The organism is Ruegeria sp. AK4, assembly GCF_056541025.1.
In genome coordinates, this window is record NZ_JBQFXS010000003.1 from 265,848 (window position 1) to 291,135 (window position 25,288).

The 25,288-nt window shown below is 62.0% G+C and carries 23 protein-coding genes; 12 read left to right on the forward strand and 11 right to left on the reverse strand.

Annotated elements, in window-relative coordinates:
- The first annotated feature begins 173 nt into the window (after positions 1-173).
- The gene (locus tag ACR0EZ_RS07685) at positions 174-746 is read left to right on the forward strand and encodes a hypothetical protein (RefSeq protein ID WP_480612065.1); all 573 of its coding nucleotides are present in this window, start codon (positions 174-176) and stop codon (positions 744-746) included.
- Between the two features lie 268 nt (positions 747-1,014).
- Here the strand turns inward: ACR0EZ_RS07685 and glpK are convergent, their stop codons facing one another.
- The 3 genes from glpK to panB form a co-directional block, all read right to left on the reverse strand.
- On the reverse strand, positions 1,015-2,493 hold the full coding sequence (glpK, locus tag ACR0EZ_RS07690; protein ID WP_480612066.1) for a glycerol kinase GlpK: 1,479 nt from the start codon (positions 2,491-2,493) through the stop codon (positions 1,015-1,017).
- Positions 2,494-2,564: 71 nt separating this feature from the next.
- Positions 2,565-3,416, reverse strand: a complete 852-nt coding sequence (gene panC, locus ACR0EZ_RS07695; RefSeq protein WP_480612067.1) for a pantoate--beta-alanine ligase — start codon at positions 3,414-3,416, stop codon at positions 2,565-2,567.
- The gene (panB, locus tag ACR0EZ_RS07700; protein WP_480612068.1) at positions 3,413-4,252 is read right to left on the reverse strand and encodes a 3-methyl-2-oxobutanoate hydroxymethyltransferase; all 840 of its coding nucleotides are present in this window, start codon (positions 4,250-4,252) and stop codon (positions 3,413-3,415) included. The genes panC and panB overlap by 4 nt, the downstream gene beginning before the upstream one ends.
- Positions 4,253-4,421: 169 nt before the next feature.
- On the opposite strand from panB, the gene ACR0EZ_RS07705 reads away from it, so the two are divergent.
- The 6 genes from ACR0EZ_RS07705 to ACR0EZ_RS07730 are packed head-to-tail and all read left to right on the forward strand — an operon-like array spanning position 4,422 to position 11,927.
- Positions 4,422-5,909, forward strand: a complete 1,488-nt coding sequence (locus ACR0EZ_RS07705; RefSeq protein ID WP_480612069.1) for an ABC transporter substrate-binding protein — start codon at positions 4,422-4,424, stop codon at positions 5,907-5,909.
- Positions 5,910-5,967: 58 nt separating this feature from the next.
- Positions 5,968-7,038, forward strand: coding sequence for a ligand-gated ion channel (locus ACR0EZ_RS07710; protein WP_480612070.1), 1,071 nt, complete (start codon positions 5,968-5,970; stop codon positions 7,036-7,038).
- Positions 7,039-7,078: 40 nt separating this feature from the next.
- Positions 7,079-8,026: an ABC transporter permease gene (locus ACR0EZ_RS07715; RefSeq protein WP_480612071.1), complete on the forward strand. Its 948-nt coding sequence runs from the start codon at positions 7,079-7,081 to the stop codon at positions 8,024-8,026.
- The gene (locus tag ACR0EZ_RS07720; protein WP_480612072.1) at positions 8,023-8,838 is read left to right on the forward strand and encodes an ABC transporter permease; all 816 of its coding nucleotides are present in this window, start codon (positions 8,023-8,025) and stop codon (positions 8,836-8,838) included. Before ACR0EZ_RS07715 ends, ACR0EZ_RS07720 begins: the two co-directional genes overlap by 4 nt.
- Positions 8,835-10,430: an ABC transporter ATP-binding protein gene (locus tag ACR0EZ_RS07725; protein ID WP_480612073.1), complete on the forward strand. Its 1,596-nt coding sequence runs from the start codon at positions 8,835-8,837 to the stop codon at positions 10,428-10,430. The genes ACR0EZ_RS07720 and ACR0EZ_RS07725 overlap by 4 nt, the downstream gene beginning before the upstream one ends.
- A gap of 45 nt (positions 10,431-10,475) precedes the next feature.
- A complete protein-coding gene (locus ACR0EZ_RS07730; RefSeq protein ID WP_480612074.1) occupies positions 10,476-11,927 on the forward strand; it encodes an aldehyde dehydrogenase family protein in 1,452 nt (483 codons plus the stop codon).
- A gap of 8 nt (positions 11,928-11,935) precedes the next feature.
- Here ACR0EZ_RS07730 and pncB read toward each other — a convergent pair whose 3' ends face one another.
- Positions 11,936-13,228: a nicotinate phosphoribosyltransferase gene (gene pncB, locus ACR0EZ_RS07735; RefSeq protein ID WP_480612075.1), complete on the reverse strand. Its 1,293-nt coding sequence runs from the start codon at positions 13,226-13,228 to the stop codon at positions 11,936-11,938.
- A 163-nt stretch (positions 13,229-13,391) separates the two neighbouring features.
- Here pncB and ACR0EZ_RS07740 point away from each other — a divergent pair, with 163 nt between their 5' ends.
- Entirely contained in the window at positions 13,392-13,919 is a 528-nt protein-coding gene (locus ACR0EZ_RS07740) for a hypothetical protein (protein WP_480612076.1), read from the forward strand.
- On the opposite strand, the gene pncA is transcribed toward ACR0EZ_RS07740, so the two are convergent.
- Complete coding sequence (gene pncA, locus ACR0EZ_RS07745; protein WP_480612077.1) at positions 13,916-14,509, reverse strand: bifunctional nicotinamidase/pyrazinamidase; 594 nt, start codon at positions 14,507-14,509, stop codon at positions 13,916-13,918. The two genes, ACR0EZ_RS07740 and pncA, sit on opposite strands and share 4 nt — an antisense overlap.
- 96 nt (positions 14,510-14,605) lie before the next feature.
- On the opposite strand from pncA, the gene trhO reads away from it, so the two are divergent.
- Together trhO and ACR0EZ_RS07755 are read left to right on the forward strand one after the other, a co-directional pair.
- Positions 14,606-15,511 carry an oxygen-dependent tRNA uridine(34) hydroxylase TrhO gene (gene trhO / locus ACR0EZ_RS07750; protein ID WP_480612078.1) on the forward strand — a complete coding sequence of 302 codons (906 nt, stop codon included), beginning with the start codon at positions 14,606-14,608 and terminating at the stop codon, positions 15,509-15,511.
- Between the two features lie 65 nt (positions 15,512-15,576).
- Positions 15,577-16,077: a potassium channel family protein gene (locus ACR0EZ_RS07755; protein WP_480612079.1), complete on the forward strand. Its 501-nt coding sequence runs from the start codon at positions 15,577-15,579 to the stop codon at positions 16,075-16,077.
- A 4-nt stretch (positions 16,078-16,081) separates the two neighbouring features.
- Here the strand turns inward: ACR0EZ_RS07755 and ACR0EZ_RS07760 are convergent, their stop codons facing one another.
- Positions 16,082-16,411 (reverse strand): hypothetical protein, encoded by a 330-nt coding sequence (locus ACR0EZ_RS07760; RefSeq protein ID WP_480612080.1) that lies wholly within the window; start codon positions 16,409-16,411, stop codon positions 16,082-16,084.
- 380 nt (positions 16,412-16,791) lie between these two features.
- Between ACR0EZ_RS07760 and ACR0EZ_RS07765 the strand changes: the two genes are divergently transcribed.
- Both ACR0EZ_RS07765 and ACR0EZ_RS07770 read left to right on the forward strand, forming a co-directional pair.
- The gene (locus tag ACR0EZ_RS07765; protein ID WP_480612081.1) at positions 16,792-19,233 is read left to right on the forward strand and encodes a GcvT family protein; all 2,442 of its coding nucleotides are present in this window, start codon (positions 16,792-16,794) and stop codon (positions 19,231-19,233) included.
- Complete coding sequence (locus ACR0EZ_RS07770) at positions 19,230-20,582, forward strand: MmgE/PrpD family protein (RefSeq protein WP_480612082.1); 1,353 nt, start codon at positions 19,230-19,232, stop codon at positions 20,580-20,582. The genes ACR0EZ_RS07765 and ACR0EZ_RS07770 overlap by 4 nt, the downstream gene beginning before the upstream one ends.
- Positions 20,583-20,622: 40 nt before the next feature.
- On the opposite strand, the gene ACR0EZ_RS07775 is transcribed toward ACR0EZ_RS07770, so the two are convergent.
- From ACR0EZ_RS07775 to ACR0EZ_RS07795, 5 genes are read right to left on the reverse strand one after another with little or no spacing between them, the layout of a single operon-like run.
- Positions 20,623-22,761, reverse strand: coding sequence for a hypothetical protein (locus tag ACR0EZ_RS07775; RefSeq protein WP_480612083.1), 2,139 nt, complete (start codon positions 22,759-22,761; stop codon positions 20,623-20,625).
- On the reverse strand, positions 22,758-23,627 hold the full coding sequence (gene motA, locus ACR0EZ_RS07780; RefSeq protein WP_480612084.1) for a flagellar motor stator protein MotA: 870 nt from the start codon (positions 23,625-23,627) through the stop codon (positions 22,758-22,760). Before motA ends, ACR0EZ_RS07775 begins: the two co-directional genes overlap by 4 nt.
- A gap of 47 nt (positions 23,628-23,674) precedes the next feature.
- A complete protein-coding gene (locus tag ACR0EZ_RS07785; RefSeq protein ID WP_480612085.1) occupies positions 23,675-24,253 on the reverse strand; it encodes a MotE family protein in 579 nt (192 codons plus the stop codon).
- On the reverse strand, positions 24,250-24,768 hold the full coding sequence (locus tag ACR0EZ_RS07790; protein WP_480612086.1) for a hypothetical protein: 519 nt from the start codon (positions 24,766-24,768) through the stop codon (positions 24,250-24,252). The genes ACR0EZ_RS07785 and ACR0EZ_RS07790 overlap by 4 nt, the downstream gene beginning before the upstream one ends.
- Positions 24,769-24,777: 9 nt before the next feature.
- Positions 24,778-25,275, reverse strand: coding sequence for a flagellar basal body-associated FliL family protein (locus tag ACR0EZ_RS07795; protein ID WP_480612087.1), 498 nt, complete (start codon positions 25,273-25,275; stop codon positions 24,778-24,780).
- Positions 25,276-25,288 lie beyond the last annotated feature (13 nt).

Below are 25,288 nucleotides of genomic sequence, written 5' to 3' on the forward strand. Positions count from 1 at the left end.
AAGGCTTTGAGCCAAACGTCCGGAAGTGAGCCTTTTGCATCGATACGCTTGTCAGGAGTGTCGGCTTTGAGTCTAAAGCGGTCAATCGGTTGGTCGTGCCCCATCGGCCTGCGCATTTGCCAAGTGGTCGAAACATCGCCATTGTTACGCTTTAAACTTCAAGAGGATTGATCATGCGTTTTCTTGTCGTGGCCACAGCAATAGGCTTTTTTTTCAGTGCTTCGGTCCTTCCATCTAACGCTCAGGAGTCCGTCAAGGAACTGGCCGCAAAAGCTTCCGCAGAATTGCGATTGCTGACTAACTTCCAGACGCTGGAACGGATGACAAGCCAGATGAACTACTTCCTTGTCTATGCCGTCGAAGCAGAGCGTGGTGGTTGGGACGTAGTAGAATTTAACAATGCCCCTGATGGCAGCAGCTCAAACGCCTATATGATCCGCAGTACGTCTGAGGATGTACAGTTAGAGATCGCATGGGCGAATAGCAGTATCATGAAAAGCAAAGTCGCGACCGAGGACGAATTAAAGAGTGCCGAGGTCACGATGGCGAACTTGGATGTTCTTGTCTCGCTGGCACCGCGGATTGCGGACATGGTTGCAGAGGGCGAGCTTGATGCGGCTGCGGCTCTCTATCACGAAACGGGACAAACGGCACATGAAAACGCGCTGCGCGGGGCCCAAAGTTCAGTTAGCACTGTACAAAAACGCCTTAGCAAGACTCTGCTGAAGATTCGAGTTGCAAAATAGTTTTGTGAATTGGTGCCAAGAGCGCGTTTCCGACAACTTTAAGAACACTGTGCGGCAAGCTAATCGATTGATGTTCGGACCAGCGGAGATGAATCGGATGGAGGACGCAACCAGCAAACGACGGCGAGAGGTCCCACTCTGGTTCAGCCACTGGTCAACCGAAAACGCCTTACGTCTGCTCCGGTCCGCATAACCGACATCGCGCGGGGTCGCTCAATGCGGATGTTCAATGTGCCAAAGACACCACCCACTACCCAATCTTACCCAATCAAAACGCCATCGTGGCCTGAACCGCGCGCTGCCAGCGCGCGTAAGCCGCGTCGCGCTGGTCTGGTTGCTGCGTGGGCTCAAAACGCTGGTCCAGTTGCCATGTTGCGGCAAACCCCTCCTGATCCGGGTAGACCCCCGCTTTCATCCCGGCCAGCCAAGCCGCGCCCAAGGCGGTGGTTTCCTGCATCACCGGGCGATCCACCGGAGCGCCCAGACAGTTCGACAGGCCCTGCATCGCCCAGTCGGATGCGCTCATGCCGCCATCGACGCGCAGGATGACATCCGCGTCCGATCCCCAGTCGCCCTGCATCGCGTGCCACAGGTCGCGGGTCTGGAAAGCGATGCTTTCCAGCGTGGCGCGGGCAATCTCGGCCCGGCCCGAGTTGCGAGTCAGCCCGAACATCGCCCCCCGGCAGTCCGGCTTCCAGTAGGGTGCGCCGAGGCCGGTGAAGGCGGGAACCAACACCACATGCTGGTTCGGGTCGGCCTGCGCCGCCAATTCTCCGCTTTGCGGGGCCGCGTCGATGATCTGCAGCGCATCCCGCAGCCATTGCACCGCCGCGCCCGCGATGAAGATCGACCCTTCCAGCGCATAGGTCCGTTGGCCGTCCAACTGGTAACCGATTGTGGTCAGCAGACGGTTTTTCGACATGACCGGCTGCGCCCCGGTGTTCAGCAGCGCAAAACAGCCCGTCCCATAAGTGGATTTCATCATGCCGGGCTGGAAACAGGCCTGCCCGATGGTCGCCGCCTGCTGGTCGCCCGCGACGCCGAGTATGGGGATGTTTCCCCCAAATAGAGTCGTATTCCCGAAATCAGCGGCGCAATCCTTCACTTCTGGCAGCATCTTCAAGGGCACGTCCAACAGATCGCAAATCCCGGCGCTCCACTCTCCCTGATGGATGTCGAACAGCAGGGTACGGGCGGCGTTGGTGGCATCCGTTACATGGCTGCGGCCTTCGGTCAGCCGCCAGATCAGGAAGCTGTCGATGGTGCCGAACAAAAGCTCTCCGGCCGCGGCGCGGTCGCGGGCGCCCGGAACCGTGTCGAGCAGCCATTTGACCTTGGTGCCCGAGAAATAGGGGTCCAGCAGCAGCCCGGTCCGGGCGGTCACATCCTCCTCGTGCCCGGCCTGTCGCAGATGGGCGCAAATCTCGGCGGTGCGGCGGTCCTGCCAGACGATGGCGTTGTGGATCGGTTTGCCGGTCGCTTTGTCCCAGATGACGGTGGTTTCGCGCTGGTTGGTGATGCCGATCCCGGCGATCTGATCGGCAGAGACACTTGCCGTCGCCATAACCTCGCGGCAGACGGTCAGAACGCTGTCCCAGATATCCTCGGGGTCATGTTCGACCCAACCTTCCTGCGGGAAATGCTGTGGAAACTCGCGCTGTGCGGTGGCGATGCGCTGCATCTGCGCGTCGAACAATATCGCGCGCGAGGACGTTGTGCCCTGATCGATTGCCAGAATACAGGTCATGCCTGCGCTCCTCCCCTTTGTCGTTTTGCGGGACTTTAGCGCAAACAGCCACGCCGGTGCCAGAGCGGAAATCAGGCCTGCGAAACAGAGATGTTGTCGATCAGCCGAACGCCATCGGCCCAGGCGGTGACGAACAGGCGGGCCGGGCGCGAGGCATGGGCCAGCGTCTGCAAGGTCTCGGCACAGCGCAGGTCGATATATTCGACCTCAGTAAACCCGGCAGCGATCAGGTCCGCCTTGGCCTGCTGCGCCAGCGGCGCAAAGGCATCGCCCGCTGCCAGACGGGTGGCCATTTCGCGCATGATTTCGCTTTTCTTGGCGGCGATTTTCAACCCCTCGGCAGACAGCAGTTGATTGCGTGACGACATCGCCAGCCCCGAAGGTTCCCGCACCGTGGGGCAGCCGATCACCTCGATGGGAATGTCCAGATCACGGGCCATCCGGCGGACGATCATCAGTTGCTGATAGTCCTTTTCCCCGAAATAGGCCCTGTCTGCCTGCGTCTGCAGGAACAGTTTGGCGACCACGGTGGCCACGCCGTCGAAATGTCCGGGACGGAAGGGGCCCTCCATCACATCGGTTAGGCCCGAGACCGTGACGGTGGTCGAAAAACCCTCGGGGTAAATCTCTTCCGGTTCCGGCACATAGATCGCGTCCACGCCGAAAGGGGCCAGTTTTCGGGCATCCTCGGTTTCGGTGCGCGGATAATTGGCAAGGTCTTCGGGGTTGTTGAACTGTTTGGGGTTCACAAAGATCGTGACGATCACGCGGTCGCAGTCATCCCGGGCCGCCTCGACCAGCGACAGATGCCCCTGATGCAGCGCGCCCATTGTGGGAACGACGCCGATCACCTCGCCATCGCGGTGCCATGCGGTGGTCAGCGCGCGCAGGTCTGTCAGGCGGCGCAGGATCTGAACGGTCATGTGCTGCGGCCTCTGGCCGGGGCCTGATCGGCAAACACATGTTCATCTGCCGGGAAACTGCGCGCCCGCACCTCGGCGGCGTATTCGGCAATCGCGGCTTCGGCCAGCGGCCCGAGGTCGGCATAGCGCTTGACGAATTTCGGTTTGAACGCGGTGAAAAAGCCCAGCATGTCATCCACCACCAGAATCTGCCCGTCACACCCGGCCGAGGCCCCGATGCCGATGGTGGGGATCGCAACCTCGGCCGTGATCCGGTTGGCCAGACCCTGCGGAACCTTCTCTAACACGACCGAAAACGCGCCTGCCTCGGCCACGGCGCGGGCATCGGCCAGCACTGCTTCGGCCTGTTCGTCGCGGCCCTGCACCTTGTAGCCACCCAAGGTGTTGATCGATTGCGGGGTCAGACCGATATGCGCCATCACCGGAATGCCGCGCTTGACCAGAAAGCGGATGGTGTCGGCCATTTCCACGCCGCCTTCCAGCTTGACCGCGCCCGCGCCGGTTTCCGACATCAGCCGCGCGGCGTTGCGGAAGGCCTGCGCCGGGTCGTGCTCGTAGCTGGCAAAGGGCATGTCGATGACCATCATGGCGCTTTCCAACCCACGCGCGACGGCCTGCCCGTGCAGGATCATCATCTCCATCGTCACGCCAAGGGTTGATTCCAGCCCGTGCAGCACCATGCCCACGCTGTCGCCGACCAGAACAAAGTCGCAATGGGCATCCATCAGCCTTGCCATCGGGGTTGTGTAGGCGGTCAGACTGACCAGCGGATCGCTGCCTTTGCGGGCGCGGATATCCTCGGCATTCGGGGCTTTTTTGCGGGCGGTGGCGCTCATGCTCGCTCCTGCGACATTTATGTTGCAGCGCGGCATAGCAGATCAGGCAAGGGGATAGAAACCCCGGTTGCGCGAACATTTCCTTGATTGACCTTGGGTTTACGGGGACATTGAGGGCAGAAAAACCTGCAAAACAGCAGGTATCCATTTTCAGTGGGGAGAGATTTTCATGACAAAGCAGATGTTTCGGTCATTTGCCTCGGTCCTGGCGCTGGGTGCCAGCGTGATGGCCACGCAGGCGCTGGCCAAATCCGACATCACCATCGCGGTGCAGCTTGAACCGCCGCACCTGGACCCGACCAGCGCGGCGGCGCAGGTCATCGATTCGGTGGTTTACACCAATATTTTCGAAGGTCTGACCCGGTTCATGGCTGATGGCTCGATCGCACCGGCGCTGGCGGAAAGCTGGGAAATATCGGATGACGGTAAGGTCTTCACCTTCAAGCTGCACGACGGCGTGACCTTTCATGACGGCACCACGATGGATGCCGAGGACGTCAAATTCAGCCTTGACCGAGCCCGCGCCGAAGACAGCGTCAACGCGCAGAAAGCCCTGTTTGCCGGGATCGAAAATGTCGAGGTCATCGATCCGCTGACCGTCAAGGTCACCCTGTCCGAGCCCAATGGCAATTTCCTGTTCAACATGGCCTGGGGGGACGCGGTGATCGTGGCCCCGGAAAGCATCGACGACATCAAGACCAACCCGGTCGGCACCGGGGCCTTTACCTTTGGCAACTGGGTGCAGGGCGACAGCATCACGCTGAACCGCAATCCCGATTATTGGGGTGAACAGCCCGCGTTAGAGACCGCGACGTTCAAGTTCATCTCGGATCCCACGGCGGCCTTTGCCGCCATGATGGCCGAAGATGTGGACTATTTCGACAATTTCCCGGCACCGGAAAATCTGCCTCAGTTCGAGGCTGATCCGCGGTTTCAGGTTCTGGTCGGCTCGAACGAGGGTGAGACGATCCTGTCCACCAACAACAAGCGGGCCCCTTTTGACGATATCCGCGTCCGTCAGGCGCTGGCCCATGCCATCAACCGTCAGGATATCATCGACGGGGCGATGTTCGGCTATGGCACGCCGATCGGAACCCATTTCGCGCCGCATCATCCGGCCTATGTCGATCTGACCGGTGAATCGGCCTATGACCCGGAAAAAGCCAGGGCCCTGCTGGCCGAGGCAGGGTTTGAAAACGGGTTCGAGACCACGCTGCACCTGCCGCCCCCATCTTACGCCCGGCGCGGCGGAGAGATCGTCGCGGCGCAACTGGCCGAGGTCGGGATCACCGCCGAGATCATCAATGTGGAATGGGCGCAATGGCTTGAATCGGTGTTCAAGGGCAAGGATTTCGGCCTGACCATCGTCAGCCATACCGAGCCGATGGATATCGGCATCTATGCGCGCCCGGACTATTATTTCCAGTATGACAGCACCGATTTTCAGGCCCTGATGGACACGCTGAACATCACCACCGACCCGGACGAGCGCGCCAGGATACTGGGCGAGGCCCAGCGCCTGATCGCCAGCGACTATGTGAACGGCTACCTGTTCCAGTGGGCCAAGCTGGGCGTCGCCAAGGCGGGTGTGCAGGGGCTTTGGGAAAACGCGCCGACGGCGGCAATTGATCTGACCGCCATCAGCTGGTCAGAATAACTATGGCGGGGCCGTTTGCGCGGCCCCGGCGCCAAGCTGGCCCAGCCCGGATTGTCCAATGTGTTTTTTGCGTGCCTTTTGTCTGATTGTCTTTGCGGCCTGCCTGACAATTGTTTCGGTCGGTCCGACTGACGCACAGAGCGCGCTGGGGGGCCGGCTGGACGCTCTGACGGGGACGCCCGAGAACCCGCTTGAGGTCGGGATCGGTATCCGCATCGACCAGATCACCAGCGTCGATCAAAAGGCCGAAAACTACGGGGCGGTGGTTGTGCTGCGGGTCGAATGGACCGATCCCGCCTTGGCCTTCGATGCTGAAGAACTGGGCCGCGACATCCGGGTCTTCAACCCAAAAGACCTTGCCGATCATGCGGCGCGGATCGGTTCGGTCCTGCCTGCGTTTGTCATTCAAAATCAGCAGTCCAACAAATGGATTCACCAATCCGCGGCCTCGCTGCGATCTGACGGGCGCGTTGTCTATCTGGAAAAATCCTCGCTCACCCTGCAGGCGCCGCATTTTGATTTTCGCAAATACCCGTTCGATACCCAGGATTTCTATTTCGAGGTCGTCTCGATTTTCCCGTCGGATTACGTGAGCTACTACCCGCTCGAAGATCATTCGGGCCTTGGCGATCTGCTGGGCGAAGAGGAATGGATCCTCGGCAACGCGCAGCTTGAGGCATCGACGGTCAAAGGCCTGTCGGGGCGGGACAGCGATCAGGTGGCGCTGGCGTTTCAGGGCAGCCGGCACCAGACCTATTATGTCATCCGGGTGTTTCTGCCGATGCTGGTCCTGATCACCGTCGGCTGGGCGCTGTTCTTTCTGGATGAATACCGCAAACGGATCGAGATTGCCGGGGCCAACCTGCTGGTTTTCGTGGCGTTCAACTGGGCGATTTCCGAGGATTTGCCAAAACTGGGCTATCTGACCTTTCTGGATTTCATCCTGCAATGGATGTTCCTGATGACCGGGGCGCTGATCGTGTTCAACGTGGCGCTGCGCAAGCTCAAGGTCTCGGGGCGCGAGGGGCTGGCCCGCACGCTGGACAATTACGCGATCAAGTGGATTTACCCGCTGGGCTATGCCGCCATCGTCGGCTACGCGGTTTTCGTCTATCTTCTGGTGCCTTAGGTGCTGGACCCGTGTCGCCTGCGACCCTAACGTGGCGGGGATGCTACGCTATGCCCTCAAACGCCTGCTCTCATTGATCCTCAGCCTGGCGGTCGCCTCGGTGGTGATCTTTGCGGTGATCGAGGTCGCGCCGGGCGATCCGGCATCCTTCATGCTGGGTGTGAACGCGCAGCCCGACACGCTGGCCGCGCTGCGGGCCGAGTTGGGTTTGGATGTGCCCAAGCTGCAGCGGTATTTCGACTGGGCCGGCGGCATGCTGGTGGGGGATTTCGGCACCTCCTACACCTATCGCACGCCGGTGTCGCAGATGATCGCGGACCGGCTGTGGGTGTCGCTGCCGCTGGCGCTGTATGCGCTGACCCTGTCCACGCTTATCGCCTTTCCCGCCGGTATCTACGCCGCCGCGCGCCGGGGCAAGGCGGGGGATCAGGCGGTGATGGGGGCGACGCAATTGGGTATCGCGGTGCCCAATTTCTGGTTTGCCATGATGCTGGTGCTGATCTTCGCCATCAACCTGCGCTGGTTCAACGCCGGAGGGTTCGCGGGCTGGGACAAGGGGCTCTGGATCGGGCTGCGTTCGCTGACCCTGCCAGCCGTTGCGCTGGCGCTGCCGCAGGCGGCGATTCTGGCGCGGGTCATGCGATCGTCCCTGCTGGATATTCTGGGCGAGGATTTCATGCGCACCGCCCGCGCCAAGGGTCTTTCGCGCCGTCAGGCGCTGTGGCGGCACGGGGTGCGCAACGCGCTGATCCCGGTGCTGACCATCATCGGGTTGCAATTTTCCTTCCTTCTGGCCGGGTCGATCATCATCGAGCAGGTGTTTTATCTGCCCGGTTTGGGCCGGCTGGTGTTTCAGGCCATTTCCGCCCGCGACCTGATCGTGGTGGAATCGGTGGTGATGCTGCTGGTCTTTGCCGTCATCACGGTGAATTTCCTTGTCGATCTGGCCTATGCCGCCGTCGATCCCCGCCTCAGGAGCCGCACATGAGCCGCAACCTGATCCTCGGCGGTTTCCTGTCCTCGCTGGTGCTGCTGGCCGCCCTTGTGTCCTTTGTCTGGACCCCGGCCGATCACGCCGCGCTGAATATCGCGTCCAAGCTGCAAACCCCGAACGCGCAGAACTGGTTCGGGACGGATCACTTCGGGCGCGACATGTTCTCGATGATCATGGTGGGAGCGCGCACCTCGATTGCCGTGGCGCTGGTGGCGGTGGTCATCGGCATCGGCTTAGGCGTGCCGCTGGGCCTGACGGCGGCGGCGCGCAAGGGCTCATGGCTGGATGAGGTCATCATGCGTGGCAACGATCTGGTCTTTGCCTTCCCCTCGCTGGTCATCGCGATCCTGATCACGGCGGTGTTCGGGGCCGGGGCGATCAACGCCATCATCGCCATCGGCATCTTCAACATCCCCGTCTTCGCCCGCATCACCCGTGGTGCTGCGCTGTCGCTGTGGGAGCGCGAGTTCATCCTTGCCGCCCGTGTCGCGGGCAAAGGGGCGGCGCGAATATCGGTGGAGCACATCCTGCCCAATGTCGCGAACCTGCTGATCGTGCAGGGGACCATCCAGTTTTCACTGGGAATATTGGCCGAAGCCGGGCTGTCCTATGTCGGTCTGGGCGCACAGCCGCCGACGCCAAGCTGGGGCCGGATGCTGGCGGACGCGCAAACAATGGTCAGTTTCGCCCCGCATTTGGCTCTGATTCCGGGGCTGGCGATCATCGTCACGGTGCTGGGGCTGAACCTGCTGGGCGACGGGCTGCGAGACTGGCTGGACCCAAGGATCAGGGTGGCGCGCGCATGAGTTTGCTTGAGGTCGAAAACCTGTCTGTGTCGATCCACGGCGCGCCGATCCTGAAACAGGTCAGCCTGTCCATCGCGCCGGGCCAGATCGTGGCCGTGACGGGCGAAAGCGGATCGGGCAAATCCATGACCGCCTTGGCCGTGATGCAATTGCTGCCGACCGGCGCACAGGCAACGGGTGCGATCCGGCTGGACGGGCAGGATGTGCTGACCACGCCCGAGGCCGCCATGTGCGACCTGCGCGGCGCGTCCATCGGCATGGTGTTTCAGGAACCGATGACGGCGCTGAACCCGGTCAAGACCATCGGCGATCAGGTGACCGAGACGATCCTGATCCACAAAGCCATGCCGCCCGCGCAGGCCCGCGCCCGCGCGGCTGAGGTGCTGACCCGTGTAGGCCTGCCGCCCGACCGGTTCCCGCTGTCGCGCTATCCGCATGAGCTGTCCGGCGGTCAGCGCCAGCGCGTGGTCATCGCCATGGCCATCGCCCTGCGCCCCCGCCTGCTGATCGCGGATGAGCCGACAACGGCGCTGGACGTCACCACGCAGGCGCGGATTCTGGACCTGCTCAAAGGGCTGGTGTCGGAATACGGGATGGGTCTGCTGATGATCACCCATGATCTGGCGGTGGTGGCCGATATGGCGGACCGGATCGTGGTGATGCGCCGGGGCGAGGTGGTGGAAACTGGGGCAACGGATCACCTGCTGCGCCATATGCAGCACCCCTACACCCGCATGCTGTTCGAGGCTTCGGGCCATCAGGTCGCGTTGCCCACCGCACCACCGCCGGTGCCCCTGCTTGAAGTGACAGATGTCGTGCGCGACTACCGCCTGCCGCGTCAGGGCCTGTTCGGCCCGCATGGCCATCATCGCGCCGTCGATCAGGTCAGCTTCACCCTCAACAAAGGTGAGCGTCTGGGGCTTGTCGGTGAATCAGGATGCGGGAAATCGACCCTGACACGGGCCATTCTGGGCCTTGAAGAGGTGCAGCGGGGCGAGATTTTGCTGAACGGACAGCCCGTCTTTACGGGTCATACGCCCAACCTTGAAGTGCGCCGCAAGATGCAAGTCGTTTTTCAGGACCCGTTCGGCAGCTTCAACCCGCGCCACAGGGTCTCGCGCCTAATCACCGAGCCGTTTCACCTGCTGGACGACCCGCCGACCGGGTCCGAGAAAACGGACCGCGTGGCCGAGATGCTGAGTGCCGTGGGCCTCAGCCCCGATGATGCGGGCAAGTACATCCACGAGTTCTCAGGCGGTCAGCGGCAGCGGATTGCTATCGCCCGGGCGCTGATCATCAGACCTGAACTGATCCTGTTTGACGAGGCGGTCTCGGCCCTCGATGTCTCGGTCCGGGCGCAGGTTCTGGATTTGCTGGCCGAGCTCTGCGCGGCTTATGATCTGACCTATCTGTTCATCAGCCATGACCTGAGCGTTGTCCGCACGATCACCGACCGCGTTCTGGTGATGCAGGCCGGGCAGATCGTCGAACAGGGGGAGACTACGCAGGTCTTCGCAAACCCGCAGCACCCCTATACCCGATCCCTGATCGACGCCGCGCCTGTCTTGCCGGAAACTCTTGGGGCGGCTTGATTGATGGAAACCCCTGTTTAGAGCCTGTATGAGAAGGAGAACCACATGACTGACCCGCTTTGGTTCGACCCCGGCCTCTGCCTGATCGGCGGCGCATGGGTGCCGCCAGTGCCCGGTGAAACCCTGCCGCTGGTCAACCCGTCCGACGGGGCCGAACTGTGCCGGATCGCACGAGGCGGTGCGCCAGATGTGGACGCGGCGGTTGCGGCAGCGCAGTCGGCGCGGGACGGGGAATGGGGCCATATGACCGCACTGGAACGGGGCCGCATCCTTGCCCGGCTCGGGCAGCTTGTGCTGGACCGGCTCGACGATCTGGCCTTGCTCGAGGCGCTTGATGTGGGCAAGCCGCTGACGCAGGCGCGAGCGGATGCGGTGGCTTTGGCGCGGTATTGCGAGTTCTACGGCGGCGCGGCGGACAAGGTGATGGGCGAAACCATCCCCTATCTGGACGGCTACACCGTCTACACCCTGCGCGAGCCGCATGGGGTGACGGGCCATATCGTGCCGTGGAACTATCCGATGCAGATCATCGGCCGCTCGGTCGGTGCGGCGCTGGCGATGGGCAATGCCTGCGTCCTGAAACCGGCAGAAGAGGCCTGTTTGACCGCGCTCGCCTTCGCCCATCTGGCGACCGAGGCCGGGCTGCCCGCGGGTGCGCTGAACGTCGTGCCCGGTCTGGGGGCCGAGGCTGGTGCGGCGCTGTCGGGCCATCCGGGTATCGACCATATCTCGTTCACCGGGTCGGTCGCGACCGGGGCGCTGGTGCAACAGGCGGCGGGGCGCAATGTGGTGCCGGTGACGCTGGAACTGGGCGGCAAGTCGCCTCAGTTGGTTTTCGACGACGCCGATCTGAACGCGGCGCTGCCGTTTCTGGTGAATGCGGGCATTCAGAATGCGGGCCAGACCTGTTCCGCCTCGTCCCGGATTCTGGTGCAGCGCGGTATCTACGATCTGGTCAAATCGCGCATGGCCGATGCCTATACGCAGCTGACAGTGGGCCCCGCCACAGCCGATCTGAGCTTCGGGCCGCTGATCTCGAACCGGCAGAAAGAGATCGTCACTGGTTATCTGGCGCAAGGGGCCGATCTGACCCTCGCGGCGCAGGGGCAGATCGTGGAGGACACGCCCGAGACAGGCGCTTATGTCCTGCCGACATTGTTCGCGGATGTGCCGCCGGATCACGTTCTGGCGCAAGAGGAAATTTTTGGCCCGGTGCAGGTCCTGATCCCGTTTGAAACCGAAGAACAGGCTCTGACCATAGCCAACAGCACCGAGTACGGCCTTGTCGCCAGCGTCTGGACCTGCGACGGCGCGCGGCAGATGCGGCTGGCGAGACGGTTGCGATCAGGGCAGGTGTTCATCAACAATTATGGGGCCGGAGGCGGCGTTGAACTGCCCTTTGGCGGTGTCGGAAAATCCGGTCATGGCCGCGAAAAAGGGTTCGAGGCGCTTTATGGCTTTTCCCAGCTGAAAACGGTGGCCGCCTATCACGGCTGAGCATGCGCTCAGACGATCACTTCGATAGGTTCCTGTGCGCCCACGCCGAACACCCGTTTGTACCGCTCGATCTGGTCCGCCGGACCCATCGCCTTTTCCGGGTTGTCGGACAGTTTCACCGTTGGTCGCCCGTTTGCCGAAACCGCCTTGCAGACCAGCGAGAAGGGGGCCAGCCCATCCTCGGGAACAAGCCCGCGGAAATCGTTGGTCAGCAAGGTGCCCCAGCCAAACGAGATACTGGCGCGGCCCGCGAACCGGGCGTGCAGTTCCTGAATTTTCTCGACATCCAGCCCGTCCGAAAAGATGATCCGTTTGTTTGCCGGGTCCTCGCCGCGCGCGGTCCACCAATCGATTGCGATTTCAGCCGCAGCCGCCGGGTCGCCGCTGTCGACGCGGATACCGGTCCAGCCCGCCAGCCAGTCCGGCGCGTGATCCAGAAACCCCTTGGTGCCGTACGTGTCGGGCAGAATGATGCGCAGATTGCCGTCATGTTCGTCATGCCAGTCGCTGAGCACGTCATAGGGTGCCCGGGCCAGATCCTCGTCTGTCTCGGCCAGCGCGGAATAGACCATCGGAAGCTCATGGGCATTGGTGCCGATGGCCTCGACCTCGCGCCGCATGGCGATCAGGCAGTTGGACGTGCCGGTGAACGAGGATCCCAGCCCCTCGATCATCGCCTGCACGCACCAGTCCTGCCACAGGAAGGAATGCCGCCGCCGGGTGCCGAAATCGGCGATCCCAAGCCCGTCAATCCGGCCCAGTTTCTCGATCTTTTCCCAAACCCGCGTCATCGCGCGGGCGTAAAGCACCTGCAGCTCGAACCGGCGCATGCCGTTCAGAACCGCGCGCGAGCGCAGCTCCATCAGCACCGCCAGCGCCGGGATTTCCCACAGCATGACCTCGTGCCATTTGCCCTCGAAGGTCAGTTCGTACTGATCGCCCTTGCGTTCCAGATGATAGGGGGGCAGGCGCAGGTCCTCGAACCACTCCATGAAATCCGAGCGGAACATCTGCCGTTTGCCGTAGAACATGTTGCCGCGCAGCCATGTGCTTTCCCCCCGGCTGAGACTGAGCGAGCGGATGTGATCCAGCTGTTCGCGCAGCTCGCCTTCGTCGATCAAACGGGCCAATGGCACGTGATTCGACCGGTTGATCAGGGAAAACACCACATCGGTTTGAGGCTTGTTTCGAAACACTGACTGGCACATCAGCAGTTTGTAGAAGTCCGTGTCGATCAAAGACCGGACAATCGGGTCGATCTTCCATTTGTGATTGTAGACACGGGTCGCGATATCGACCATGGGGAACTCCTGCGATTTCCGTTGTTAGATCAATCGGCACGGTGAATGGCAAGAGTCGCTGATTTGGTGACAATGCCAATGTCCAGTCACAATGCGGGCATATTGTGCGTTGTTTTCACAGGTTAGTGAGGTGGGGGATGGAAAGACGGAACTGAGTTTGTGAATGGGTCTCGAGTACGATTTTGACATTGTAAAGGTTGCACAGGACCAGACCGATCCTGCCGAGGCAGGAGATCAGCCGGGCACGGATCGCCCGGTGCGCGCGGTGTTTCGCGACATCCGGACGGCGGATGCGTTGCGGGGAACGTCGCCGAAAATCCGTGCGATGTTTCTGGATGCCGGGTTCAGCCTGGAATCGCGGCGCAGCGGCATTGCGGCAGACATTTTCCCGGCCGAGGATCTGGCCGACCGGCTGCAGATTCTTCGCGATCTGTTCGACAACATGCGACGCCGGGGCCTGCAGGGCGAATATTGCGGCGATTTCGATCTGTGGCAGTTTCTGAACCATGTCAGGCGCGCGCGGCCCGCTGCCGGGGTAATCCGCCCGGCACCACGCCGGGTTTCACCAAACCAAGCCGAGGAAAAGCCGAAACGCCGCCCCCTGTCGGGGCGCATCGGGTTCGCCCTTGGGATTGCCGTCATGCTGTTTGCGCTGCTGAAATATCTGGCAGCAGCGGGTGCGTCCCCTTAGGCCAGTTTGACCCCGGCCGCGCGCATGGCCTGTTTGGCGGCTTCCAGCGAGCCGTCCATGTCGATGGCCCGGCAGGCATCCATCCTGACGGTGACCTCAAAGCCGAGCCTTGCCGCGTCAACCGCTGAAAAATGCACGCAGAAATCCGTGGCGAGCCCGACCATCGTAAGGTGGGTGATCCCGCGCGATTCCAGATAGCCCTTGAGCCCGGTGGGCGTTTTCTGGTCGTTCTCAAAAAACGCCGAATAGCTGTCGATGCCCGGGCGGAAGCCCTTGCGTATGACCAGATCGGCATGGGTGTGCAGATCGGGGTGAAAATCGGCCCCCTCGGTGCCCTGGACGCAGTGATCGGGCCACAGCACCTGCGGGCCGTAATGCATCTCGGTCATGTCGAACGGGTCTTTGCCGTCATGTGAACTGGCGAAGGACGAATGGGTTGCCGGGTGCCAGTCCTGCGTCAGGATCACCGCATCGAACTGGTCCATCATGGCGTTGATCGGGGCGACAACCTCGTCCCCTCCGGCCACCGCCAGCGCGCCGCCGGGGCAGAAATCGTTCTGGACGTCGATTACGATCAGGGCGTGGGTCATGGCGGTCTCCTTGCACAACCGTATCGGTAGGGGGCTGCGGGCCGGGCGTCAATGCGGTCCCTTGCGACTCTGGCGCGGCGGGTTTAGACCGCGCGCATGTACACAATCGCTGCCCTGTATCACTTTACCCGCTTTCCGGATCACGCCGCGCTGCGCGACCCGCTGTTGGACCTGTGCCGCACTGCTTCGGTAAAAGGCACCCTGTTGCTGGCGCAGGAGGGGATCAACGGCACCATCGCCGGCCCGCGTGCCGGGATCGATGCGGTGCTGGCCCATATCCGCGCCTTGCCGGGATGTGCCGGGCTGGAGTGGAAAGAGGCCACCGCCGATCACCCGCCCTTTGGCAAGATGAAGGTCCGGCTGAAGAAAGAGATCGTGACCATGGGTCAGCCGGATATCGACCCGCGCGCCCGTGTCGGCAACTATGTCGAACCGCAGGACTGGAACGATCTGATCCGTCAGGACGATGTGGTGGTGATCGATACCCGCAACGATTACGAGGTGGCGATTGGTACGTTTGAGGGCGCAATAGACCCTGAAACAGCCAGTTTCCGCGATTTCCCGGCCTGGTGGGAGGACAACAAGGACCGCTTCCACAACAAGCGCGTCGCGATGTTCTGCACCGGCGGTATCCGCTGCGAGAAATCCACCAACTTCCTGCTGGGGCAGGGGGTCGAGGATGTCTATCACCTCAAAGGCGGCATCCTGCGCTATCTCGAGGAAATGCCCGCCGCAGACAGCACCTGGCAGGGCGAGTGTTTCGTGTTCGACAACCGCGTTTCGGTCGGGCACGGGTTGGTCGAGGGGCCGCATAAGCTGTGCCATGGCTGCCGCCGCCCGATCCTGCCCGAAGATGTAAAGCGGCCCGAATACGAGCACGGCGTGTCCTGCCACCGATGCATCAACGAGACCTCCGAGGCGGACAAGATGCGCTTCCGCGAGCGGCAAAAGCAGATTCTGCTGGCGCGGGCACGCGGGGATGAACATCTGGGATCAGACTGAATTCAACTTGCGGGCCTGCGCCGGAAACCGGAATATCCGGGGCAGGCCAGCAAGATGGAGCAGAAATGTCCCGCGACCCCGCAACTTTCGACGAATGGAAATCGACGCTTATGGCGGCGGCCGGGATGATCCTGGCCAGTTTTCTCGCGTGGTTCGGCCTGTCGCGCCTGAGCGAGGCAGCCGCGGGCGATACGATCGGAACCATCGCTTCGATAGGGCTGGTGGTGTGGGTCGTGTCGCAATCCTGGTTCTACATGACCCAGGTAAAATCCCCGCGCAGGCTGCTGTTTCTGATGGGCGTGTCCTTTATTCAGGTCGTGCCCTTCCTGTTTGCCGCCGCCTACGGCGCGTTCGGGTACCACGACAATTGCGTGGTCGGCGCGCGCGGTCCGGCGGATATCCTGTATTTTTCGTACGTTACCTTCACCACGGTCGGCTATGGCGACATGGCCCCGACCGGGCTGTGCCGGGCGCTTGCGGTGTCCGAGGCGGTGACGGGCTATATCCTGCTGGGGATGTTCGTGGCCGCCGCCGTCGCGCTTTATGCGCGCAACCACGGCAAGTAGCGCCCTATTTGTTCTGATCGATCCAGCGCGACATCATCTGCTTGTCGCGAAAACATTCGGACGGGATCGGGCGGCGCTTGCTGCGCGAGATACGCTCGGCAAAGGCCACCTGTTTGCCCGTCGGATAATTGTCGAATTGCGAGGTGGCGCTGGGCTTGTGCGCCGAAATCCAGTTCGACAGAGACCGGCGGTCGCGCTGCGCCTCGACCGGGATTTCCAGCGCCGATTGCTGCGCGATGGCGCGGGCATAGCGCATCTGCCGATCGGTGACAGGCAGCATGTGATAATCGTTGCTGGGTGCGTCGTACCAGCTTTGACGGGCAGCGTTGGTCATGGCTCAGATACCTCCGTTCCGCCTTGGACATCCTTGCAGAACAAATATAGAACATTTTAGGAACTTTTTCAAGAATTCCGCTGATCCCGGCGGTTTTCACCGCTTTCTGACCCAGCCTGTCCCGTCGCGTTCCGACCTGTTCCGCACGGTTTTCCGTGCCTTGAGGTCAATGAAAGAATCAGCGCAGGTCATTTCAACTCACAACTGCTCACCGCGTCGTGCGCGGCACGGCGAAAGGCGGCGATCCGCCTACGCTGCGCTTGTTTCCGCTGTTGGACACGCCTTTACCGACATTTTGCGTCGGGAACAGAGCATAAGCTGCCGCAGGCCTGTGGCTGACTTTGCCGCAGGGCAATGTTGCGCATGAGGAGAGCAAACCCATGAAAACCCACGCTCAGGCCGTTGTGATCGGAGGGGGGCTGGTTGGCTGCTCGATCCTGTACCATCTGGCCAAGCTTGGCTGGACCGATGTGGTCCTGCTGGAACGGGACGAACTGACCAGCGGCTCGACCTGGCACGCCGCCGCCGGTATCCACGGGCTGCACGACAACAACAACGTCACCCGCATCCAGCACTATACGATGAACCTGTATAAAGAGCTTGAGCAGGAAACCGGGCAGGGCTGTGGCGTGTTCCAGCCCGGCTCGCTGTATCTGGCGCAGACCGAGGAACGGGAACAGCAATTGCGCCTGCAGGAAGCCAAGGCGCGGTTTTACGGGCTGAACTTTCATGAAATCAGCCGCGAGCAGGCCAGGGAACTGCACCCGCTGGCGCAGTTCGATGACATCCGCTGCATCATGTTCGAACCCGATGGCGGCAATGTGGACCCTTCGGGCGTGACCCATGCCTATGCCGCCGGGGCGCGGGCGATGGGGGCCACGATTGAGCGGTTTTGCCCCGTAACAGGCACTGATCCGCAGCCCGACGGCTCGTGGATCGTGCGCACGGAAAAGGGCGACATCCACACGCAATGGGTTGTTAACGCAGGGGGTCTGTGGGGGCGCGAAGTTGCGGCACTGGCGGGGCTTGAGCTGCCCCTGCAGCCGACCGAACACCAGTATTTCGTCACGGATGCAATTGATGAGGTCGCCGCGATCGGCCGCCGCCTGCCCTCTATCGCCGACCGGGATGGCGAGTATTACTTCCGGCAGGAAGGCAACGGCCTGCTGATCGGCGCTTATGAGAAAGACATGCGGTTCTGGGCCGAAAACGGCACGCCGCTGGATTTCGCCCATGATCTGTTCCCCGACGATCTGGACCGGATCATGGAAAACGTTATCCGCGCCACCGAGCGCGTGCCGGTGGCGGCCACCGCCGGGGTGAAGCGGGTGATCAACGGCCCGATGATCTGGTCGCCGGACGCCAACGCGCTGTGGGGTCCGGTACCGGAATTGCAGAACTATTTCTGCTGCACCGGGATCATCCCGGGCTTTTCGCAATCCGGTGGCCTCGGCCTGCTGGCGGCGCAATGGATGATCGAGGGCGAGCCGCAATATGACATGTTCGCCTGGGATCTGGCCCGGTTTGGCGACTGGGCCGACAAGGCCTTTACCAAGGCGCGGGTCGAAGATCAGTACACCCACCGTTTCGCCATCCATTTCCCGAACGAAGAACGCAGCGCCGGTCGTCCCGCCCGTGTGCGCCCGGCCTATGAGATGCAGAAGCAGATGGGCTGCGTCTTTGGCCTGAACTGCGGCTGGGAACATCCGCTGTGGTTCGCCGATCAGCCGGGTGCGCAGGAAACCAACGGCTTTACCCGCCAGAACTGGTGGGAGCCTGCGGGGCAAGAGGTCCGGATGCTGCGCGACACAGTCGGCGTCATCGATATCTCGAATTTCACCAATTACGTGATCAAGGGCCCCGGCGCGCGGGACTGGCTGGACCGCCTTGTCGCCAACCATGTCCCGACCGAGGTGGGGCGGTCCTGCCTCACCCCGATGATCTCGGTCCGGGGCGGTGTCGCGGGCGATTTCACCATCACCAAGACCGCTGAGGACGCGTATATGATGATCGGCTCAGGCATGGCCGAGCGCTATCATCAGCGCTTCTTCAACATGGTCGACCTGCCCGAAGGCACTTCGTTCGAGGTCGCAACCGACCGCATCGCGGGTTTCAACGTGGCCGGGCCAAAATCCCGCGATTTGCTGCAAAGACTGACCAATGCGGACCTGTCGAACCAGGCGTTCCGCTTCATGCGCTCGCAGACCATCGACGTCGCCGGGGTGACGTGTCTGGCCATCCGCGTCAGTTTCACCGGCGATCTGGGGTGGGAGCTGCATTGCGCCGAAGCTGACCAGATCAGGCTCTATTCCGCGCTTCTGGACGCTGCAAAGACGCTGGGCGGCGGCCCTGTCGGCGGTCGTGCACTGGGATCCTTGCGCATCGAAAAGGGCTATGGGTCCTGGGGCCGGGAGTATTCTCAGGAATACTGGCCGCAAGAAGTCGGCCTGTCCGGCCTGATCAAGCTGGACAAGGATTTCCTGCACAAAGACGCCTATCTGTCCGTCAAAGACAACCCCGCGCGCGAGGTTCTGTCGATCTTTGAGGTTGACGCCGTGGATGCCGACGCCGCCGGGGGCGAGCCGATCTTCACACCGGGTGGCAAACCTGTCGGGCGCGTGACCTCGGGCGCGTTTGGATATTCGGTCGGAAAGTCGCTGGCGATTGGATACGCCGATCCGCAAGTGGCCGGTCCCGGTGACACGGTCGAGATATTCATCCTCGGCAAGCCGCACACGGCCAGGGTGCTGTCCGAGCCGCCGTTCGATCCAAAGGGCCTGCGCTTGCGTGACGTTCAGCCGGTGATGGAGGGGGCCAAGTGACCGATACCTTCGCCCGCGTCGCTGACTTTGCGCTCAACCGGTCGGTAGAGGATATGCCCGAAAGCGCGCGCCAGGCCGCCGCGCTGTTGATGCTGGATACGATGGGCATCCTGATCGCCTCGGGCCCGATGCAGGCCGGGGTGATCGCACGCGACACGGCGGCGCTGCTTTATGGCAGCACCGATCCGGCGTTCTCTGTGCGCATGCTGTTTGACGGGCGCGCGGTCAGCATGGCGGGTGCGGCCTATGCTGCCGCCACCCAGACCGACAATCTGGACGGTCATGACGGGTACAATCCGGTCAAAGGCCATATCGGCGTCGTGGTCCTGCCCGCCCTTGCCGCCCTTGCCGAACATCGCCCGGATCTGACCGGCCCCGAGGCCTTGGCGGCCGTGATCACCGGCTATGAAATTGCCGGGCGCGCCGGGCTGTCACTGCATGCCAGCGTCAGCGACTACCACACATCCGGTGCGTGGAATGCGCTGGGCGTGGTGGCCATGGCCGCGCGGCTGCGCAGGCAGACGCCGGATCAGATGCGGCAGGCGATGGGCATCGCCGAATATCACGGCCCCCGCAGCCAGATGATGCGCGAGATTGCCAACCCCACCATGCTGCATGACGGGTCCGGATGGGGTGCGCTGGTCGGAATCTCGGCCGCCGTTCTGGCCGAGCAGGGCTTTACCGGCGCGCCCGCCATCACCATCGAGGCCGAAGAGGCCGCGCCCCACTGGGCCGATCTGGGTGACGTCTGGCAGGTCGAGCATCAATACATCAAACCCTATCCGATCTGCCGCTGGGCTCATGCCGCAATCGACGCCGTCCGCGCCGTGATGCTGGAACATGGTCTGACCGCAGCGCAGATCGGTGCGATCCATATCAACAGCTTCCGGCAAGCCGCCTGTCTGTTTGCGGGCCTGCCGGAAACCACGTCCCAGGCGCAGTATTCGCTGCCCTTCGCGGTCGCCGTTCAGGCTGTGCATGGGCGGATCGGGGTCGAACACATCTCGGGCAAGGGCCTGTCGGACCCCGCCGTTGCGGATTTGATACCAAAGATCAGTGTCGCCGAAAGCGAAGGTCACAACGCACGGTTCCCGCAGGGCCGATGGGCGGATGTCGAGGTCACCACAACCGATGGCCGCGTCCTGAAATCAGGTGACATTCCCGCCCGCGGAGGGGCAGAAGATCCGCTGACCAAAGACGAGATCATCGCAAAATACATGCAATTCGCATCCCCCGTTATCGGCACCGAGCGCGCCGACGCCATCTGCGCTGCAATCCTTGGCTGGACCAGAACCGGGTCTCGCTATGCGGAGCTCGCAGAGCTTTTATTTGCCCCACCTGCATCTTGACCTCGTAGAGGGATAAGCGAAACGGGCCTGTGTCTCGGCCCTATTGCTGTTGGATATCTGCGAACAGGCCTGAAATCCTTTGCCGTGTCTTCCGGCTGTCTTCTAGCAGGCCCGCCGCATCCGCCAGCGGCGTGTCCGGCAGACGGATCGGCGGTTCAGATAATGCCTGTGTCGTTTCGGTCAGCACTGCGTATTTTCCCTCCGCGCCCACCCGTTCTGGCAAATCGGTCAACCAAAAGTAACGGTCGGCGGCTTGGGTATCGCCCAGACCCAACAGCAAATCACCAGCCCCGGCGTAGTCTCCGGCAGCGGCCATGGCCTGAACCCTTAGCCGCGCCGCGTGCTCGGACGGATCATCCGCAAGCTCCAGCATCGCCTGATGCGGACGGTTGTTCGAAATGGCAGCCCGTGCCCGCAAGCGCGCCCGTTCAAATCGCCTGACCCGGTCCTGCTGCCTGTTGGCAAGATCAAAAGCCTGCGCCGGAAACCCAAGCGCAGCAAGGCGGTCGGACAGGGCAACCGCAGCGTCCGTGGACAGTTCGTCCGGGAAATCGGCGAGCACCGCAAATGCCTGCCTTAAGAAGGTGATGTCATCCGACCGTTCAGCCAGCACCTGCAGGTGTCTGTTCAAAGTTCCCGGAAAATCTGCATCCTTGGGCAGGGCGTTGATCAGATCAAATGCCTGATCAAACTCCTGACCCAGACCAAGCGCAATCGCATGCGTTCTGGCGGTCATCGCGGCAAGCTCTGATCGGCGATACTCGGTCGCGTAGGCGGCGGCCAGACCAAGCTCTTGCGCCGAGACCGAACCGCGATCAACCCAACGTTTCTCGACCAGCCGGGCCAGTGCCAAAGGCGCATCGAGGGCTGCATCCGGCGATGTGACAACTTCCGTCAACAGGGACTCAGCCCGCCCATCCTGCCCTTCCGCCTCTGCGACCTGCGCCTTGACCTGTTGGACGGTTGGCCGGGGTTCGCCGCCCAGACGGTCGACCGAACGCAGAATCCGCCGCGCGGCCTCGGTCTGCTGCCCATCGACAAGGATCGTGGCCAGTCTTGCCCCAAGGTTGCGGCGTAGATGGTCCGGCAAGCGCGCAAAGGACTGTTCGATGGCTTCGACGCGGGCGTCCGGGGCCAAGGCCTGTTCCGCCAGAGCGGCCCAAAGCGCCACGTCGCCTTCGCATTTCTGCAATCCGCTGAATGGGAACTGCCCGGTCACTGTTTGCTCGTCGACAATCCTGGCGATTGTGGAAATCCACTGCGTTTCCTGCGCAGGATCCTGCAACAGGTCCAGAACCCGGATTGCCTCGGCACCGAAACCGTGAAACGCGTAGAGTTTGGCAAGCTTTAGCGCCCGCGCTTCGTCGACGCGGTCAAACTCCTGAAACAGCCCGGCCCGTAATGCCGAGGCCTGGACCGGGAAAGGGCGCCCATCGGACCAGTTTGCCAATCCCAGATCCGCGTCCGGGATACAGGCGGGTTCGGTGTCGATCTGCAGTAAACTTGCGCCAAGCAGGCCGGGAAGCTCATCAAGGATTGAAGACAGGTTGACGTTTGCACCCGGTTCGTATGGCACCGCAACGCTTTCGCGCGCGAATGAGGTCCGGGGCCCCATGGTGGCCAGGTTCAAATCCAGAATATCCCGGTCAGCCCCCTGCAACAGCCGGGCAGAGAGTTGATCCACAAAACCCTGCCGGTTCAGGTTCAGAAGGGGCAGATCAAGTTGCGATATCGGATCAGGTGTTTTCCGCAACGCCTGCTGCGGCGCGCCCTGCCCAAAAACGGGCGGTGGGAGGCCTGCGATCACGGGTGGCAGGAATTTCCCCGGCGCGATATCCAATACGATCATTTTGTTCTGGAACAGAAACGCCGAGGCCACGCAATCGCACCCGAACTCCAGCTCGAGGGGTGATCCGGGCCGGACCTGCGATACCGAATCCAGCCGTTCAGTCGTCAACCGGCTGAAAACCGAGTCGGTGTGAAACGTGACCTCGTCCAGCGCGAGGGTCAGCCGCGCGCCGTTTTTACGTTGCGCCAGCGTCCAGCCCGTATCCGGAGGCACGTTCACCACCAATCGCGTAAAGCCATCATGCTCACCAGAGCGGACCGTCACTTCCTTAGATAGCGCGCCTGTCGCAGCCGCGATCAGAACCGCGGCCAATGTGCCCAACCGCGTCATGCTGCCGCCTGCTTGAGCTCTTTCAACGCATCTTCCAGCTCGGTAAAGCCCGGTCGGTTATGGGTTGGCGTGTTCTGGCGACCCACCTCGATGCACATGGCGGCGTTGTGGTTGTGCAGGTTTGCAACCAGAACCTCTTTGATCAGCTGGTAGAAATGGTTGTCTTCCTCGACCACGTTTTTCAGTTTTCCGGCAAAGGGTCCGACCAGCCCGTAGGCCAGAAACACGCCCAGAAACGTGCCAACCAGAGCGCCGCCGATCAGTTTTCCCAGCACTTCCGGCAGTTGATCGATCGAGCCCATGGTCTTGATCACACCCAGAACCGCCGCGACGATACCCAAGGCCGGCAGGCCATCCGCCACCGTCTGCAGCGCGTGGCTGGAATGCATGGCGTGATGGAAATTCGCTTCCATCCGCTTTTCCAGAACTTCCTCGACCTGATGCGGATCGTCGTAATTCATCGCGGCGGACCGCATCGTGTCGCAGATCAGATCCACCGCCTCTTTATCGGCCTGAATCCTGGGATAGGCGGAAAACAGGGTCGAGTTTTCCGGGTCTTCGATATGCTGCTCGACATCGACAGGGTTGGCACGGGCAATGCGGATCAGCGAAAACAGCAAGCACAGCAAGTCGCGGTAATCCTCGGGCTTCCATTTCGGGCCTTTGAAGACTTTGCCCATATCCTTGATCGTATGCTTGATGCCGCCGATGTCGTTGCTGATCAGAAACGCGCCGACCGCCGCGCCGCCGATCATCATCATCTCGAAGGGCAGGGATTTCAGAATAATAGTCATCTTGCCGCCAGCGGCCAGATAGCCGCCGAACACCATGACGAAAATGACGACAATCCCAACGATTCCAATCATGTGTGATCTCCGGCAAGGTCCTGTTCAGGTTTGAGGGGCACGGGCGTCTACTCCTGCGGGGCACGGGCATTGCGCCCGGCCATGACGACACTGATAGTATAGGCGGCTTCGGGGCTGAGGCCTGCCATCACGCCAGCCGCCGCATCCGCAGGCATCCGCGCCAGGAAGCCCGCCGCGAATGTCGGGTCCATGTTTTCGAATAGGTCAGCGGCGTCTTTTGGCTTCATGCTCTGGTAAACTTCGGTCAGCCGCGTCAGATCGGTTTCGGCGGCTTTGTCCGCAACGGCCAGCGTTGAGCGCAGGGCTTCTTCGGCCTCAATCAAAGCGGTCAGGCGGGTTTCGATGGCCTGATCCGCAATCTCCAGCGCCCTTTCCTTGTCACGCAACGCATCCTCGCGTTCCTTCACCTGCGCTTCACGGCGCAGGAGTTCGGTCAGAACCACCTGAAGATCCCGGTTGTCAGTCGTCGCTGGGGGGCCTTCGACCTTTGGCGGCTCGGCCGTTTTTGCCAAAGCCGGCCCCGCTTCAAGCCCCACCCGAATCGCGGCAGAGCCGATCATCAGGAATGAGATCAACGTCAGGACGCCGCTGCGCGGACGTCTGTTGGCGGTCCGGCGACCCGTCATTCCGCAGCCTCTTGCCGTTTTCGGTCATGACGGAAGAACATCAGCCCTTCGGGGGCCTTCGTTGGCGGATCCGGCGCAACCGGTTCGGCGGGCTTCGCCTTGGTGTCTTCCGTTGGCTCATTAGTGTTCGGCCCGGTTTCCTGCGGGCCGTCCGCCTGTTCGTCCTGGCTTTCGGACTGATCCTTGGGCTGGTCCGCTGTTTCAGGCTGCTCCGCCTCCGGTTCCTCCTCCGGGATGACGTCATGCATCGAGGCCATCATCAGCTCCAACCGCTGAGCCACCGACTCGGCCCGTTCGGTCAGACCTTTCAGCGCGTCCCCAGACCGGTCCGATGCAGACCGCGCCCCGTCCAGAGATTTCTTCAACGCGTCCGCCTGCGCAGACAGAACCGCAACCGCCCCGCCGACGCCTTGTTCAAGATCGGTGAACCGTCTGAGCCGCCGTGACAGGACAAAACAGTAAAGCCCCGCCCCCAGCGCGCCTGCGACCAGCAAAATATCCGCAATCAGCTCCAATTCCGCCTCCTAATTCAGTACAAATTCCATGACCAGCACGTCGCGCACGCGGCCCTCGCCCACAACAATCGCAATGCGCCGCAGCAGGTGCCCGCGGATGCGAATCAGCGCCAGAGGTTCCTCGATATCCGCGGCTTCGATTGCCCGCAGATAGCCGTTCAGAACGTCCATGATTCGCGGCAGCATTTTTTCCACATCAGCGATGTACGGGGCGTTGACTTCCAGCTGCGCGTGAAATTTCAGATGGCGCGAACCGCCCGCATTCACCGATACGACCACCGGCGGCAGGTTGACGAAACCAACATCGGCAAGGGCATCCGGCGGCGTCTTCGCATCGCTTGCAAAGGCGCCTGTTTCATTGCCCTTTCCCGCAAAGGGAATCAGCCCGAAAGACGTCAGGCCATACCCGCCCGCAGCCCCGATCACGGCGAGAATCACCCCGGTGACCAATCCCTTCTTGCCCTTCTTTTCAGGGGCCTCAGCCTGTTCGGCAGTTGCGTCTGTCATGACGTCCTCATCC